Annotated in this window: 14 protein-coding genes and 1 tRNA gene; 7 read left to right on the top strand and 8 right to left on the bottom strand. The window is 55.4% G+C overall.

What is annotated here, in order from left to right; genetic code table 11:
• The 5 genes from EC836_RS00580 to EC836_RS00600 form a co-directional block, all read right to left on the bottom strand.
• Nucleotides 1-2637 (bottom strand): fimbrial biogenesis usher protein, encoded by a 2637-nt coding sequence (locus EC836_RS00580; RefSeq protein WP_123329101.1) that lies wholly within the window; start codon nt 2635-2637, stop codon nt 1-3.
• Between the two features lie 78 nt (nt 2638-2715).
• Nucleotides 2716-3420, bottom strand: coding sequence for a fimbria/pilus periplasmic chaperone (locus EC836_RS00585; RefSeq protein ID WP_123329103.1), 705 nt, complete (start codon nt 3418-3420; stop codon nt 2716-2718).
• Nucleotides 3421-3475: 55 nt separating this feature from the next.
• Entirely contained in the window at nt 3476-4015 is a 540-nt protein-coding gene (locus EC836_RS00590; protein WP_123330696.1) for a fimbrial protein, read from the bottom strand.
• A 72-nt stretch (nt 4016-4087) separates the two neighbouring features.
• Nucleotides 4088-4630, bottom strand: coding sequence for a type 1 fimbrial major subunit FimA (gene fimA, locus EC836_RS00595; RefSeq protein ID WP_123329105.1), 543 nt, complete (start codon nt 4628-4630; stop codon nt 4088-4090).
• A 32-nt stretch (nt 4631-4662) separates the two neighbouring features.
• A complete protein-coding gene (locus EC836_RS00600; protein WP_233599082.1) occupies nt 4663-5184 on the bottom strand; it encodes a LuxR family transcriptional regulator in 522 nt (173 codons plus the stop codon).
• 739 nt (nt 5185-5923) lie between these two features.
• Here EC836_RS00600 and EC836_RS00605 point away from each other — a divergent pair.
• Both EC836_RS00605 and EC836_RS00610 read left to right on the top strand, forming a co-directional pair.
• Nucleotides 5924-6820, top strand: a complete 897-nt coding sequence (locus EC836_RS00605) for a winged helix-turn-helix domain-containing protein (protein ID WP_148050347.1) — start codon at nt 5924-5926, stop codon at nt 6818-6820.
• Nucleotides 6804-7292 carry a hypothetical protein gene (locus EC836_RS00610; protein ID WP_158612761.1) on the top strand — a complete coding sequence of 163 codons (489 nt, stop codon included), beginning with the start codon at nt 6804-6806 and terminating at the stop codon, nt 7290-7292. Before EC836_RS00605 ends, EC836_RS00610 begins: the two co-directional genes overlap by 17 nt.
• Before the next feature lie 482 nt (nt 7293-7774).
• Here the strand turns inward: EC836_RS00610 and EC836_RS00615 are convergent.
• Nucleotides 7775-7862 (bottom strand) — tRNA-Ser (locus EC836_RS00615).
• Between the two features lie 230 nt (nt 7863-8092).
• Here EC836_RS00615 and ghrA point away from each other — a divergent pair.
• From ghrA to EC836_RS00630, 3 genes are all read left to right on the top strand, one after another.
• Nucleotides 8093-9031, top strand: a complete 939-nt coding sequence (gene ghrA / locus EC836_RS00620; RefSeq protein WP_123329111.1) for a glyoxylate/hydroxypyruvate reductase GhrA — start codon at nt 8093-8095, stop codon at nt 9029-9031.
• Nucleotides 9032-9084: 53 nt separating this feature from the next.
• Entirely contained in the window at nt 9085-9822 is a 738-nt protein-coding gene (locus tag EC836_RS00625) for a phosphatase (protein ID WP_123330700.1), read from the top strand.
• 162 nt (nt 9823-9984) lie between these two features.
• The gene (locus EC836_RS00630; protein WP_123329113.1) at nt 9985-10557 is read left to right on the top strand and encodes a molecular chaperone; all 573 of its coding nucleotides are present in this window, start codon (nt 9985-9987) and stop codon (nt 10555-10557) included.
• A 179-nt stretch (nt 10558-10736) separates the two neighbouring features.
• On the opposite strand, the gene EC836_RS00635 is transcribed toward EC836_RS00630, so the two are convergent.
• Entirely contained in the window at nt 10737-12125 is a 1389-nt protein-coding gene (locus EC836_RS00635) for a CoA transferase (protein ID WP_123329115.1), read from the bottom strand.
• Nucleotides 12126-12143: 18 nt separating this feature from the next.
• Complete coding sequence (locus EC836_RS00640; RefSeq protein ID WP_123329117.1) at nt 12144-13046, bottom strand: DMT family transporter; 903 nt, start codon at nt 13044-13046, stop codon at nt 12144-12146.
• 225 nt (nt 13047-13271) lie between these two features.
• Between EC836_RS00640 and EC836_RS00645 the strand changes: the two genes are divergently transcribed.
• Together EC836_RS00645 and EC836_RS00650 are read left to right on the top strand one after the other, a co-directional pair.
• Nucleotides 13272-13994, top strand: a complete 723-nt coding sequence (locus EC836_RS00645; RefSeq protein ID WP_123329119.1) for a glutamine amidotransferase — start codon at nt 13272-13274, stop codon at nt 13992-13994.
• A gap of 197 nt (nt 13995-14191) precedes the next feature.
• A complete protein-coding gene (locus tag EC836_RS00650; protein WP_123329121.1) occupies nt 14192-15712 on the top strand; it encodes an aldehyde dehydrogenase family protein in 1521 nt (506 codons plus the stop codon).
• The last annotated feature ends 19 nt before the right edge of the window (nt 15713-15731 follow it).

The following is a 15731-nucleotide window of genomic DNA, read 5'->3' on the forward strand; positions in this document are numbered from 1 at the left end:
TTAGCGGCACACCGCTGACAGCTGGCTTAATGCCTGATTCTGGTCTTCTTTCGGCAGGCGGTAGTCGGCTTCACAGCCTGCATCCGGCCCGTCGCCCCATTTCACCCGTACCTTGCCTGCAGACGGCATGCCGCTGAGATACACCTGGCCACCGTCGGCGACGATGCTGCTATTCTGACCGTCATTCGACGTGGCGATGGCACCAAACGGGACCGGCCTGCCTTTGTAGGTCAGCGTCATCAGTAGCTTCATACCCACCTGGGCCTTAAATTCTGCGCGAACAACGGCACCGTGAGTGGGAACCACGCTGGCAACGGCATCATTCAGTTCGATATTGTCCGCGAGGCTGTTGGTATTCAGCGCAATGCGGTTTTCGCGATAATCAGTGGCATACGGCAGTACCGCGTAGCCGCGACCGTCGGTCCGCACGCCGGTCTGGTTTTCTACTTTCACATTGCCCGCACCCGGTGCCTTAATCAGCACCACCGTATCGTTCATCGGTTGGCTCAGCGTGATACCGTTGGCATGCGCCAGTACGCCGCCGCTCATGCCGTAATAGAGCTGGTTAATGTTTTCGCTGCGGCTGTAGCCGACGTTGGCATTCGCGTGGCCGCCGCGATAGTTCAGCGCCGCATAGCCGTTGCTGCCGCTACTGCCATTGCCACCACCAACGTAGCCAGTCTGCATGCTGTAGCTCAGGTTATTGTCTTCCAGCATGGTACCGTAAAGCCCGGCGAGGCTGGTCGTCCGTCCGTTGAGATCGTTCGACATGCTGTAGCTGGCGCTGGCATGGCTCCAGACGGATTTGCTGTCGGAACGCATCCAGTGACTGAATGGAATTGATACGTTAAGCGCCACCATCTGGTCGCGCCCCTGCTGCCAGGCATTTTTCGTCAGGCTGTAACTCATCGTCCAGTTAATATCATCCACGGCGGTATTCACGCCAACCTGCAGCTGCTCATCGGCTCCGCCGGTGCCCCAGTAGGTTTGATGGCTGCCGCTCAGATAGGCGGTGGCCGTGCGACCCAACTGCTGGGTGATGCTGGCCTGAACTTTGCCGCGCTTGCTGTAAGCGAGGTTGTAGTAATCAGTGAAGACCGGTTTCATCTCAACGATGCCGTCCTGCGTCTCCACGTTGTAACCGCTCATCCGGTTGTAAGTGGTATCGGCAAAGCTAAAAAAGCCGCGCGTTGAGTAGCGATAGCCGACTAACTGGAAATTGGTGCCCACTTCGCTGAGCGATTTGTTATACAGAAAACGTATCGACTGCCCCTGATGGTCACTGTCATCGGGCAGCGTGGCGTTAGCCTGCGTCACGTCGAGCGACAGCGCGCCGAATTCACCCATGTTTTTACCCACGCCGACGTTAAACGCGCGATAGCGTTCAGCCAGCAGGGCACCGCCGTAGATCGTAAACCCGGATGCCAGCCCGTGGAGCAGGGTGCCCTGGACAAAATTGGGTTTCTCCTGCTGGCCACCGCCGCTGCGATATTCTCCCGCCGTGAACGAGTAACGTGTGCGGCCTTCACGCTGAAGAATCGGCACAGAAGAGTAAGGCACGCTGAAAACCTGACTGCTGCCGTCGGCTTCTTTTATTGTTACCTGCAGATCGCCTCCGCTTCCCGCCGCGTAGAGATCGTTGATGGTGAAAGGGCCCGGCGGAACGGTGCTGTGATAGATCTCATAACCGTTTTGCTTGATCGAAACCTGTGCCGTACCGCGTGCAATCCCGTGAACAGACGGAGCAAAGCCTCTCTGGCTGTCCGGTAACATATTGTCGTCGGAAGCCAGCTGCAGGCCGCGAAAGTTGATGCCGTCAAAGACATCGCTGTTACTGTAGCTGTCACCCAGCGTCAGGCGGGAACGCCATGACGTGATATCGCGCTCCAGCCAGGTATTCACATGCTGCCATTTGTTTTCATTGCTGCTGGAACTGCCGCTGCTGCTGTAGCTCCAGGTGGTGTTATCCCGCAGGCGCCAGGCACCGATGTTCAATCCGCTTTGCAGGTTCAGCCAGGCATAATTACTGCTGCCGCCGACCCTGTTATGAACGCTATTGCCGGTGAAGTTATAATTCAGCAGGCCAGCATTAATGCCGTTGTCCCACAATTCAGGTGGAATATATCCCCTCGCATGCCCGCCCATAAAGGCCTGAGGAATGGTCAGATGCAAACGCTGTTGGCCAACGTCGAAGCGGGTGGTGGCATCGGGGATCATCTGCGCGAGTGTCACGCAGGCATCATTTCCCAGCAAATCCATTCCAGCAATGGATGAGGTATTCACACCCATATCGCCAAGCTGGCCCCGCGTCAGGCAGGGAACCAAACCATTACCGTCTTCACCCGGGTTAAAGCTGACGTCGTGGGTGGTCATATAGCCGTCGTTCAGGTAGATATCGACACGATAAGTACCGGCCGGTACTTCCTGGCCTTTCTCAAAGCCTGACAGGTCCGCGACAGCGGCAGGGTCGTCTGACAGAAAACGCGGGTTAAAGTAAATTTCAGCCTGTGTGGAAAATGTCTGTGAGGCCAGAAACAGTGCGACGGGGAGCCGCGCAAACTTTAGGGTAGATCGTGGTTCGTTGCTCAGTGCGCGCCGGAAAGCCAAACGGTCGAGTCCATATTTCAGATGTGGCATAGTCCCTCCGGTCCGAATCGCCCGGCAGTCAGTTCTTTTTATTCAGTGGGGAAGGGGAGAGAGCTTCTCCCCATCGAGTTACTGCATTGCGCCTTTCATGCGCGGGGTTAAGGCACCGTAATCATTGATGGTGCGATACGAGATATCGCTGCCTGCATCCGCAGGAAGTTTGATGCTGACTTCCCCCATTGGCGGAACCAGTGCATTTTCCAGAATTCGGGTACCGGCATTAATTTCGGTCACGGTCTGGTAGTAAGGCGTTGGATTAATCAACGTCAGGCTGCCCGCGCTGCGGCGAAACTTAATTTTTTCAGCGGCCTGCTCAGGCGGCAGTGCAAGGTTGGCTGGGCGATAGTAGAGCTTGATGCGGCTGATAATCGCCAGTTGAAGCGTATTTTCGCTGAGCTTTGATTTTTCCATGGAGGGGATCGCCTTCACGTTCATCCAGAACAGGCTTTCACGATCCTGCGGCAGCTGATTGTTGGTGGCATCCACGATGCGCAGGGTGTTCTCTTTTTTACCCTGCATCGCAAACAGCGGAGGTGTAATAACAAAACGGCCATCCTTCACCCCGTCATTATTCTCAACCCACGACTGGATAAGAAAGGTGCTGCTGTCGTCGTTATTCGTTACCGCCAGCTGAACCTGTTTTTGCCCTGCGGGGTAGATAACCCGGGTCGCACCCAGTGCAACACCGGCTTCCGCCTGTGGGATAAGGCCCGCTGTGGCGACCATAAATAATCCAGCCAACAGGCCGCGAGTGAAGTTAAATGTCTTTTTCATAGTTGTTCCTTAAGCATTCACCGTTTGCTCTGTTGTCGGTATCTATGCTGATGAATTACTGGTAGGTCAGTGAGAACCAGGCCTGTGCATTGGCGATACCGCCGGTGACCTGATTACCCGTTGCCCGATATTTTGCGACGAAATGAAGTGTGTTCAGTCCGGTATAAATTCGCGTCCATGAACCCGGTGGGGCGTTCGGACTAATAAGCTGGTCGTCTTTGTCAAACAGGGCAACGCCTATTCCCGTGGCGATCCCCGGACCTTCGCCAACGGAGAGCACGTCGGGATTTTTGCCATCGGCCACGCCGTGAAAGGTCACGCCGACGCGTTGACTGACTGCCGTACTGCATTCCTGAAGTTGAATGTCGAAGGGGACCGGATTGGCATCTTCTCCTGCGGCATGAAACCGGTTGCTGCTGATTTGTCCCATCCTGACTGTCATCTGTCGGTCGCCCGCTTCAACGCGGCAGGATTCGGCAATAACGATTCCTTGAAAACGCATATTTCCGCCGGGCAAGGTGACGTGCCACTGATTTCCCGCCAGCGCCAGCGGCGGTAACAGCAACATCAACAGACCCGATTTCATCCTTTGCATCATTGTCATCCCCATCCCGTTGCGGATAGCGGGCCGTCCTGGCCCGAGTCGCTTCCCTGCGTGTCGAGTGTGTTACTCGTACTGAACTTTAAAGGTGGCGTCTGCGTTGGCAGTACCGGCAGTCGCTGCAGCCGTTGCGAAGTAGCGAGCCTGGAATGGAATCACGTTAGTGCCGTCGTTCAGAACGGTTGCGCTGCCGAAGTCAGTGCCGTCCATTTTCAGCGGCGTGCCAGCCCTGTCGAGGATCTGCACACCGACGTTGGTTGCGCTACCTGCTGCGGAGCTTTGCAGTGCCAGAACATCCGGGTTGGCGCTGTCAATGGTGGTGCCGGAGAAAGCAACGGCTGCCTTAGTGGCAACGGTGGTGTCACAGTCGTTCAGCTGAATGTTGAAACCTACCGCCGAGCTGGTTTCACCGGTCGCGGCGAGTTTTGCCGAGCGAACCTGGCCTAACATCACGGTCTGGTCCATTGAGCCTGCATCAACGGCGCAGGCTGCGTTAACCACTTCACCTTTAAAGTGGACTGTACCGCCGTTAACCGTTGTGGTTGCTGCCAGGGCAGCAGTAGAGGTCAGTGACAGGGCAGACAGAATAACAATCGCTAATTTTTTCATGATATATTTCCTTTATCATAGGGATGAGGCTATTACGCGGAGGTAATCAGCCGGTTTTTTAAAAATAATTTATGGAACATAATTCTGTTTTCACATCCCAGTTTCATCATCAGATTACGCCGGTGTGAGTAAATCGTTTTTAGCGTGATGCCGAGTTTCAACGCGATATCCTTATTGCTTTCTCCCTTTCTTAACAGGTTGAGCATCTGCTTTTCACGATGCGTTAAGTTAAACTTAATATGGTAATTTCCGGGTGTATCTTCTCTTGCAAAAAAAGAAATAATTTCTTTCAGGCTGCTTGTTTTATCTAAAACGGCAACTTCTTCATAAAGTTCGGAGTTGTAATAGGCCAGATCGCTGGAAGCGAATGCCACCGTTTTTTTTCTGGATGCAGGCAGATCCCTACATTCGTTTATGTCATTAAAATCCAGATCGACAACCTGATAAAAGGCTTCAAGGAAATCCGTGCCGAGCAATTCCATAAGACCAAGGATAAAATATTGGTCGTGCGATAAAACATTCCTTGACGATTTTATTCCTGAATTCAATTCCATGATATCGACCCTTATTCCCTGTGTGCCCGACATATCAATAACTCCGCAATAATCTACCAGCTTAAAATTCTTCAGCTACCTCACCAGGTCAAAAGCAGTCTCTTTGACCGCTAAATAAGCTAAATGTGGTTATAAGTCTTGCTATTTATTAAAAAATTGAAATTTAATTTCAATTAAGATGGCACTTTAAGGATAATTCACTCCATTATTGATAGGTCGTGATTATCATATGCCTTGATAATAATAGGCATGTTATCGATATTGGAATTTTCTTAGGTAGTATTCCTCTACTCAACACTTTTTTTTAACGTTTCCCACGCCGATGTTGCCAGCGTTTTATGTTAATCACTTTTTGATACGGAAAACTTATTAGATAATGTTGTGTAAGATTTTTCTAACACTACGATATTTCCGTTCGCTGCCTATATGTTTTTCTTTATCTTCCTGTTTTTCATTTATCCGAGGTAGAAATCGGTGTTCAGCATGTTGTTCGGCGCTGTGCCTGTGACTCGTTGTTTGTGTTCCTCATCAATTCATACTGTTTAAGGATTCACGTCTGCAGGCACTCGCTTTAATCTGTGTCACTTATGGCTGCTGCGTGCATCTCGTTTCGATGGGGTAAAGATTATCATCGAAAATTAAAAATGGTTATTTGTAACCACTATATGTACTTATTTGGGTTTTTATCCTGCCGGTAAGGAAAATTATAAGTTTTTTTAGTCATAATGACTGCGTGCTTATGGTGTACTTTTACTTTACAGATCCGGCACTTAAAAAAATCAAAGGCAGGGGCATGATCTTCAGGATTCAGGAGTCGATTTTTTTCAGAAATGATGACGGGCGAGTATGGACAGATGACGATAACCGGGTCATTTTGACCGCCACAACCGGCAGACTGCTGATTTATCTTCTGCAGCACAAAGGACAGGTGGTATCGAAAGACGAGCTGCTGGAAAAGGTATGGGATGCCTATGGACTGTCGACATCCAGTAACAGCCTTTATAAATATATCTCAGATCTGAGAGCGGTCTTCCGCAACCTCGGCTGTACGGATGAAATCATCGTCACCGTGCCCAAACTGGGCTTTATGATTGCTAACTCAGTTCTTGTGGAGCAGGTTGAGGACAGCGAACAGCCGGGCACATCCGATATTATGCCGGTTGTTGAGCCGGACAGCGATCCCATTGTATTAGCTCCTGTTATCGCGCGGGGCAATGAGAGCAACAGCTCTGAAGCATCAATTACAGCGCAACCCACTTCATCGGGCGGGAAAATCGCGCTGCTTTCGATCGTACTCATTATTCTGGTAGCGGGAATTGTTGCTTTTTATACGATCGGCGATCGCGGTCGGCAGGAAGAAACGACCTGGCCTCTGGGTAACATCGATAATTGCCCGGTGAGAAGTTTTAATCCGCATGAGTCAGAGAAGTCCCTCGCCGTATTGAGAAATGTAATTGCTACAAAAGGTATACTGTGTTCCGGCCACAGTACCTATTTTATTCAGGTGTCTGCTCCGGTGTTGGCCGATAAAAAAGGTCGAATCTTTATATCCCGCTGCAATTATGTTGACGACAAACGTACAAAATTCTCATCGTGCGAAAATTATTACAGAGCTGACTATGAAATCACACGCTAAATTTCAGCGGAAGTTACTTTATATACTGTCCACTGCGGTGGTGGTAGCCATAATCGGGCTGGGCTACGTCTTATTTTATCCGGCTAAGAAGGAGGGTTTCGACTGCTCAGGCTACCTGATTGTGGACTCAGATGCCTTCAACTTTACTGCTGGCTTAAACTCCTATTTGCTGATGGGCGATGATGATAAAGGCTATTTTAATGTCTCCGGCATGGTGACATCGAATACCGTGACTTATCACGTTGAACGCTCGTATGGCTTCAGCTACCAGCGCCAGAAAGACGGCATTTATCACCTTACCGATATCACCATGTCCAGACGGAAGGCGGACAGCGCGGGGGATGACATGATGAGCAAAGTGCTGATCAGCCCCGATCCCGATCATGGCCGCTACATTAAGATAAAAGAGTTGGGGAATGCGTATGTGCTGCAGGGAGTTTATTCGCCGACGCTGATGTGCGTGCAAAGCTGACGGGCTGTGCAAAACGTCAGTCCTGCCGTTTTGTCGAACCCTGTCGAGGCTTCTCACCCCTCTCTCCGGAAAATATGCATAAAAAAAAGCCTGAACTTTCGCTCAGGCTTTCTCTTTAAATATGGTGGTGAGAGAGGGGGATCACGAGGCACTTCCCTGTGCCTCGCCCTGCGGGCAGCCTGCGGCTGTGCAAAACGTCAGTCCTGCCGTTTTGTCGAACCCTGTCGAGGCTTCTCGCCCCTCTCTCCGGAAAATATGCATAAAAAAAGCCTGAACTTTCGCTCAGGCTTTCTCTTTAAATATGGTGGTGAGAGAGGGGGATCACGAGGCACTTCCCTGTGCCTCGCCCTGCGGGCAGCCTGCGGCTGTGCAAAACGTCAGTCCTGCCGTTTTGTCGAACCCTGTCGAGGCTTCTCGCCCCTCTCTCCGGAAAATATGCATAAAAAAAGCCTGAACTTTCGCTCAGGCTTTCTCTTTAAATATGGTGGTGAGAGAGGGGTTCGAACCCTCGATACGTTGCCGTATACACACTTTCCAGGCGTGCTCCTTCAGCCACTCGGACACCTCACCATATTGTTGCCGCAACTGCGTTGTCGACGGGCGCTAATGTAGGGAAAAGCCAGGCTGCGGTCAACTGACTTTCAACGCTTTTGCGTGCGTTTAATCAGTTTTAAATCACTTTGCCGATAAAACCGGCAGGAGAGGGGCTAAAGCCGCCTGAAATTACGCATTCATCACCATTTTTTTCTTGCCAGCTGTGCTGTTTTCCCCGAGCCTTAAAGAAAAACAGGAGAAAAAACGTGGATATCATCTATTACCATCCCTCTTTTAATGCCGAAACCTGGATCAACGGTCTTCAGCGCCGTTTGCCGGGTGCGCGAATTCGTCTGTGGCAGCCCGGCGACGACCTTCCCGCCGATTATGCGCTGGTGCGTGAGCCGCCCGTCGCCATGCTGCAGGGGCGCCAGCTGAAAGGGGTGTTCGCGCTGGGGGCCGGGGTGGATGATATTCTCGGTCAGTTGAAGAAGCATCCTGAGATGCTGGCACCCGGGATCCCGCTGTTCCGCCTTGAAGATACCGGCATGGGCCGCCAGATGCAGGAATATGCGGTTTATCACGTGCTGGGCTGGTTCCGTCGCTTTAACGAATATCAGCAGCTGAAGCGTGAGGCCCGCTGGACTCATCTGGAAAACATCCCGCGTGAATCTTTCTCAATCGGCCTGCTGGGCGCGGGCGTGCTGGGCGGCAGCGTAGCGCAAAGCCTGCTGGCCTGGGGCTTCCCGGTGCGCTGCTGGAGCCGATCGCCAAAGCATATCGAGGGCGTCACCAGCTTCCACGGCCAGGAACAGCTGAGCGAGTTTCTTTCCGGCACCCAGGTGCTGATTAACCTGCTGCCGAATACGCCGCAGACCGTCGGCATTATCAATCGCTCACTGTTAAACCAGCTGAAGCCCGGCGCGTTCCTGATCAACCTGGCCCGCGGTCCGCACGTGGTTGACGACGATCTGCTGGCTGCACTGGCGGCGGGAGAAGTGAAAGCCGCCGCGCTGGACGTCTTCAACGTGGAGCCGCTGCCCGTCGATCATCCTTTCTGGTCGCATCCTGACATCGCCATCACCCCACATAATGCGGCTGTAACCTTACCCGAGGAAGCTATGGACTATATCGCAGGGGCGATTACGCAGTGTGAAAACAATCAGATGCCGGAAGGCCGCGTTGATGTAGAACGCGGTTACTAAACTATCAGGGCCGCCCGGTGAGCGGCGTGGCCCTGAACATTAAGGAGAAAATCATGTATCCCGTTGACCTTCATATGCACACCGTTGCCAGCACCCATGCCTACAGCACGCTGCGCGACTATGTGCTTCAGGCGCAGACCTGTGGCGTTAAGCTGCTGGCGATTACCGACCACGGCCCGGATATGGCCGATGCGCCGCACTACTGGCACTTCGTGAATATGAGAGTCTGGCCGCGGGTGATTGACGGCGTGGGTATTTTACGCGGCATTGAAGCGAATATTAAAAATAACCAGGGCGAAATTGACTGCAGCGGACCGATGCTGGAGGCGATCGATATTATCGTGGCCGGATTCCACGAGCCGGTACTGCTGCCGCAGGATAAAGAAAATAACACCAAAGCGATGATTGCCACCATGGCTAACGGACTGGTGCATATAATCAGCCACCCGGGAAACCCGAAATACCCCATTGATATTCAGGCGGTAGCGGAAGCGGCGGCGAAATACAATGTGGCGCTGGAGCTGAACAACTCTTCCTTTACCACCTCCCGCAAGGGCAGCGAACCGAACTGCCGCGCGGTTGCGGCAGCGGTAAAAGAGGCTGGCGGCTGGCTGGCGCTGGGGTCCGATTCCCATACCGCCTTTACCCTCGGCAACTTTGAGCACTGCCTGCGCATCATGCGTGAGGTCGATTTCCCGGAAGACCGCGTGCTGAACGTGACGCCGCGCCGCCTGCTTGACTTCCTCGCGCTGCGCACCGGCAAAACTATTGAAGAGTTTGCTGAGTTTTAGTTTTTGGTGAAGGTGTGAGTGCCCGGGATTGCTGACGGATTGGCAATCCCGGGCGGTTAAAAGGTGCAATACCGGTTGAGATTTTTTGCCGCCGCTTTCACCCCCAGCCTCCCCCAAATCTATAGTATGATTCAGCCCTGTCACATTTTCGGAATCAAACTAATGAATGAGTTTTCTGTCATCTGCCGCATCCTCGGCTCGCTGTATAACCGTCAGCCGCAGGATCCGCTGCTGGTTCCGCTGTTTACGCTGCTTCAGTCAGGCAAGCTGCAGCAGCACTGGCCGCTGGAGCAGGATGAGTTGCTGACCCGCCTGCAGGAAAACAGCGACCCGCAGCTGCTGGCAGCGGACTATAACGCGCTGTTTGTTGGCAGCGAGTGCAAGGTGCCGCCGTACGGTTCGCAGTGGCCTGAAGGTCCGCAGGAAGCAGAGGTGCGTGCCTTCCTGACCAGCCGCGGCATGCCGCTGGGTGAAGGTCCGGCGGATCACTTCGGTGCGCTGCTGCTGGCCTCTTCCTGGCTGGAAGATCAGTCCGAGGCCGATGAGTTTTCGGCGCAGGTGACCCTGTTTGATGATTTCCTGATGCCGTGGTGCGGGGCGTTTCTCGGTAAGGTTGAGGCGCATGCCTCAACGGCGTTTTACCGCACACTGGCTGCCATCAGCCGTGAAGCCGTGCAGGCGATGCGCGATGAGCTGGCCGAACTGGAAGAGCAGCAGGGCGGCGAAGCCAAGTAAGTGCCGTTTTGCCGCGCAGCCTGTCTGGGCGTTATCTCCCCAATGCTGGCTGCGCGTGAGTCTTCAGTTGCTGTCTTACTGCGGCCGCTGCGTGTTTTTCTTCCGGCGCTATCTTGTTGTGGCTGGTTGCGTGTCTGTTTCAGGCTCGATCCTGCCGTGATTTTCTAATTGCTTACAGGCTAACGCTGTTCACTCACCGACAGCCATTCCGCTGCCGCTGACCCCAGCGGTGAAGGCGATCGCGACCACAGCAGCGGCGTACCCGGCAGCCAGAAGGGGGCGCGAAGCTGGGCCGCCATTCCCCAGCCTGATAGCACCATTTCCTGTTCCTCATCCTGCGGCTGCCGGGCACCCAGACCGGCAGGCTGTTCATCTGCAGACAAAGGATGGTCGGACAGCAGGCAGGCGGTGCGCGCCAGCGACAGGCGGGCGGCGAATCCGGTACCGTGCAGCCGCCGCTGACGCATCCCTTCCAGCACCGCCGCCGCCATCAGATAGCCGGTTGCATGATCCAGCGCCTGCACCGGCAGCGGCACCGGCGCATCGCCTCCCTGCCATTGACGTCCGCGATCGGCGATACCGCAGGCCATCTGTACCAGGCTGTCAAAGCCGCGCCGGTTACGCCACGGCCCGGTCCATCCCCACGCGTTCAGGCTGACGTCGATCAGGCCCGGCCTGAGTTTTTGCCGGGTTTCCGGGTCCCAGCCCAGATTGCTCAGTGCATCGGCGCGATAGCCGTGGACCAGCACGTCGCACTGGCCGAGCAGGACTTCGAACTGGCGGCGGCCCTCTGCCGATTTCAGATCCAGCCGCGCGCAGCGTTTCCCCAGGCTGACCTCTTCTTCTAAAGACGGCTCGTGCCAGCCCGGCGGATCGATGCGCAGTACCTCGGCACCCAGCCCGGCGAGAAAGCGGGTGGCGACCGGCCCGGCAATAATCCGCGTCAGGTCCAGCACCCGCACGCCGAGCAGCGGTCGGGCAGGGGGCAGAGGCCATTCCGGGGACGGTCCGCACGGTTGCAGGCTTTGTTCAATTAGCGCTTCACGACTGACGCTTTGCCCCTGCGGGTGCTGCTGCCAATCCTCAAGGCTGCGCAGCGCGGCGGCACACCCACCAGCATCCACCACCGCCTGTTCCAGGGTGAAACGATCCCATCCCGCCACCGTGGCGGCCAGCGCCTGGCGGTTGTCGTGTTTGCCCAGCACGCGTGCCATCGCTTCGCGATGATGCTGCGCATTGGTATGCAGGCGGATCCAGCCCTCAGCGCAGGCATAATCCCCGGCAAACTGATCCCACAGGGAGGCGGACTGGCGATTGATGGGGCGCAGCGCGTTCTGGAACCAGCGGGAAGCGAGGGCGCAATCAACGTGTAGTGGCTGAAGGGCGTCCACCAGACTGGCGGCGGCCTGAGCGGCCAGCGCAACGCTGGTGGTGGCCAGTTCGCTGACCGGATAGGCGGAAACCAGCGCCTGACGACCGGTTATCGTCAGTGGCGGTGGCGGAGAGAGTGAATTCCGTAACCCCTGCCACAGATGCTGCCAGAGTTCAGCGGTTATCCGATCGTTCATGGTGCCCTCCAGGATGGGTTAGCGCCGGTTGCTGCGCCCCGCGTAGCGGAAGCGCGCCAGTTTGGCATGCATGCGCAGGTTGCGCAGGTTGATGACCGCAATCGCCGTCCCCAGGATCACCAGCAGCGAACCTGCGACCTTAAAGCCGTTCATCTCATCACCCAGCACCAGCACGCCCATAATCACCGCCAGCACCGGAGTCAGCAGGGAATACGGCATAATCAGGTTGACGTTGTAATGCTTGAGCAGGCTGTACCACAGGGAATAGGCGACAATCGACGAGCCAATGGCGCTAAACAGAATGCCGAACCAGCCGCGCCACGAAGAATTCACCAGCAGCGTCAGCTGATCGGATTCGGTCAGCCAGGAGGCGCAGCCAACGATGGGGATCGCCAGAAAGGACAGCCAGCCGGTCATGGTAATCGGACTGATTGGCGGCGATTTTTTAACAATCATATTGCTGATCGCCCAGCCGAAGGCGCTGAGCAGCAGCAGAACCAGCACCCACCAGTTCGGGATCGTCGGACTGCCGGAAAGCACCACGACGCCGCTCAGCGAAATCGCGATGCCGAACAGCTGGATCGGTCGCAGCTTCTCTTTCAGGATCACCATCGCCAGCAGCATGGCAATCGGCGTACCGAGCTGGACAATCACCGCCGCCGTTCCGGCATCGGTATTGTTGAGGCTGATAAACAGCAGCGAGAAGTGCATAAAACCGAAGGTAAACGCCAGAACGATAAGATAACGCAGCTGTTGGAGATTCACGCGGGTAAAGGGCACCAGAATCAGCGCCACCACCACAAACCGCAGGGTAGTGAGCAGAAGAGGGGGAAGATCCAGCAGGCCCCATTTGATGGCAATATTGTTAAATGCCCAGATCGATACCACCAGAAGTATCAGAAAAAAATGCCGCAGCGCCACCGCAGGATCCTTAAAATAACGTTTCACTCCTGATTATCATGGCATGAAATGCAGCAAATGAAGCGCTAAAGTGCCACTTTTTTTCAGCAGGCCATCGCGCGAAAAGCCCGAAAAATGCGGCGGCTTAACCTGATGCTTTGTTTACAATTTGCCAGAAAAGTTATAAGACAGTTAGCAGGCAAACTGTCAGGATAAGGGACTGGGAATCGTACTCAGCCAGGAGAGATAAGCGTGAAGCTACCGTTAGCCATTATCCAACTTGAAACGCCGCCGCTGCCGGTCAGCGAGCGGGTGGGCGATCAGCAGCTGTGGTTCGTGCAGGCGCTGGGCCTGTCGGCCGGGGAATATATTGTTGTACGCCCGGACCTCGGCGAGGCGCTGCCCGATCCGGCGACGATTTCTGCCGCCATTCTTAGCGGTTCCTGGGCGATGGTGACCGACCACGCCGACTGGAGTGAACGCACCGCCGCCTGGGTCCGCCATCTGGTGGCGGAAAAGCTGCCGCTGCTGGGCGTTTGTTACGGGCATCAGCTGATGGCGTACGCGCTGGGCGGCAAAGTGGGCGATAATCCCAACGGCTGGGAACGCGGACTGCAGCAGTTGGAATCCGCCGCCGCGCGACATCAGGATCCGCTGCTGGCTTCGCTGCCGTCGCATTTTTCCGCCTGGCTTTCCCATCGTCAGTCGGTACTGACGCCGCCGCCGGGCGCACAGGTGCTGGCCAGCTCCGTGCTGGAGCCCTGCCAGATTATCCGCTATTCCCCGCAGGCGCTGTCGGTACAGTTCCATCCTGAATTCACCGGTGAGATCATGACCGCCTGCCTGCATAACAGCCTGGGCGATGAGCAGGCAAACAAACTGATGCACAACCAGCCCGAGCCGGAATGGCCGCGCCAGCTGTTGCAGGACTTCTGGCAGCAGCAGCAGCCAGCAGCAAAACGCGCCTGACTCAGCTGTGATCGACCGGGTGGCTCTGCGTGAGCCACCTCACATCCGATCCGTAAAATCCATTTTTCCTTCCGGCTTCGTCACAGTTTCCGCTGGCGCGATCTGACATTCTCGTTTTTATCAACAATGTTAATAATTGGTTATTTCATTGTTAATAGATGCCGCCGAACGATGTGACTTTCCACAGGAGAACGATGATGCGCTACGCTTATCCGGGCAGTAAAGATTCCCTGATCGTGCTTAAATCGCAGTATGGCAACTTCATCAACGGCGAGTTTGTGCCGCCGGTCAACGGTCAGTATTTTACCAATACCTCGCCGGTCAACGGATCGGATATCGGCCAGTTTCCGCGTTCTGATAAAGACGACGTGGAAAAAGCGCTGGATGCCGCCCACGCCGCCGCCGATGCCTGGGGAAAAACGTCGGTGCAGGCGCGATCTCTGACCCTGCTGAAAATCGCCGACCGGCTGGAGGAGAAGCTGGAATACCTCGCCGTCAATGAAACCTGGGACAACGGCAAGCCGGTGCGTGAAACGCTGGCCGCCGATATGCCGCTGGCGGTGGATCACTTCCGCTACTTTGCCGGCTGCCTGCGCGCGCAGGAAGGCACCGCCGCCGAGATTGATGAATTCACCGCCGCCTATCACTTCCACGAGCCGCTGGGCGTGGTGGCGCAGATTATCCCGTGGAACTTCCCGCTGCTGATGGCGGCCTGGAAGCTGGCCCCGGCGCTGGCGGCGGGCAACTGCGTGGTGCTGAAACCGGCCGAGCAGACCCCGCTGTCCATCACGCTGTTCGCTGAGGTCATTGCCGATCTGCTGCCGAAGGGCGTGCTTAACGTGATCCACGGCTACGGCAAGGAGGCGGGTGAAGCGCTGGCCTCTAATCCGCGTATCGCCAAGGTGGCCTTTACCGGTTCCACGGCGACCGGCGGCCATATTCTGGAGCTGGCGGCGAAAAATCTGATCCCGTCTACCGTTGAGCTGGGTGGCAAATCGCCGAATATCTTCTTCGAAGACATCATGCAGGCGGAAGACTCATTTATCGAAAAGGCGGCGGAGGGCGTGGTGCTCGGCTTCCTCAATCAGGGTGAGGTCTGTACCTGTCCGTCCCGCGCGCTGGTGCAGGAGTCTATCTACGAACCCTTTATGGCGGCGGTGATGAAGCGGGTGAAAACCATCCGTCGCGGCGATCCGATGGACACCGATACCATGGTCGGCGCGCAGGCGTCGCAGCAGCAGTTCGACAAAATTCTCTCCTATCTGGACATCGCGCAGAAAGAGGGCGCTGAAGTGCTGACCGGCGGCGGCGTGGAAAAACTGGCCGACGACCTCAACGGTGGTTATTACATCCAGCCGACGTTGTTGAAGGGTAATAACAGCATGCGCGTGTTCCAGGAGGAGATCTTTGGGCCGGTGGTGGGCATTACCACCTTTAAGGACGAGGCCGAGGCGATTGCGATTGCCAACGACTCCATTTATGGCCTGGGGGCGGGCGTCTGGACCCGCGATATCAACCGGGCCTATCGCGTGGGCCGGGCCATTAAGGCCGGGCGAGTGTGGACCAACTGCTACCACCTCTATCCGGCGCATGCGGCGTTTGGCGGCTATAAAAAATCCGGGATTGGCCGCGAAACCCATAAAATGATGCTCGATCACTATCAGCAGACCAAAAACCTGTTGGTCAGCTACAGCGTGCAGCCGCTCGGCTTCTTCTGATCGCCTGCATTGTCAAAGC

The sequence above is a fragment of the Erwinia sp. JUb26 genome, assembly GCF_003751505.1.
Lineage (GTDB): Bacteria > Pseudomonadota > Gammaproteobacteria > Enterobacterales > Enterobacteriaceae > Erwinia.

Coding starts and splice junctions, on each gene's coding strand:
- EC836_RS00580 (WP_123329101.1), bottom strand. CDS start 2,637: ATGCCACATCTGAAATATGGACTCGACCGTTTGGCTTTCCGGCGCGCA.
- EC836_RS00585 (WP_123329103.1), bottom strand. CDS start 3,420: ATGAAAAAGACATTTAACTTCACTCGCGGCCTGTTGGCTGGATTATTT.
- EC836_RS00590 (WP_123330696.1), bottom strand. CDS start 4,015: ATGCAAAGGATGAAATCGGGTCTGTTGATGTTGCTGTTACCGCCGCTG.
- fimA (WP_123329105.1), bottom strand. CDS start 4,630: ATGAAAAAATTAGCGATTGTTATTCTGTCTGCCCTGTCACTGACCTCT.
- EC836_RS00600 (WP_233599082.1), bottom strand. CDS start 5,184: ATGGAATTGAATTCAGGAATAAAATCGTCAAGGAATGTTTTATCGCAC.
- EC836_RS00605 (WP_148050347.1), top strand. CDS start 5,924: ATGGTGTACTTTTACTTTACAGATCCGGCACTTAAAAAAATCAAAGGC.
- EC836_RS00610 (WP_158612761.1), top strand. CDS start 6,804: ATGAAATCACACGCTAAATTTCAGCGGAAGTTACTTTATATACTGTCC.
- EC836_RS00625 (WP_123330700.1), top strand. CDS start 9,085: ATGTATCCCGTTGACCTTCATATGCACACCGTTGCCAGCACCCATGCC.
- EC836_RS00630 (WP_123329113.1), top strand. CDS start 9,985: ATGAATGAGTTTTCTGTCATCTGCCGCATCCTCGGCTCGCTGTATAAC.
- EC836_RS00635 (WP_123329115.1), bottom strand. CDS start 12,125: ATGAACGATCGGATAACCGCTGAACTCTGGCAGCATCTGTGGCAGGGG.
- EC836_RS00650 (WP_123329121.1), top strand. CDS start 14,192: ATGCGCTACGCTTATCCGGGCAGTAAAGATTCCCTGATCGTGCTTAAA.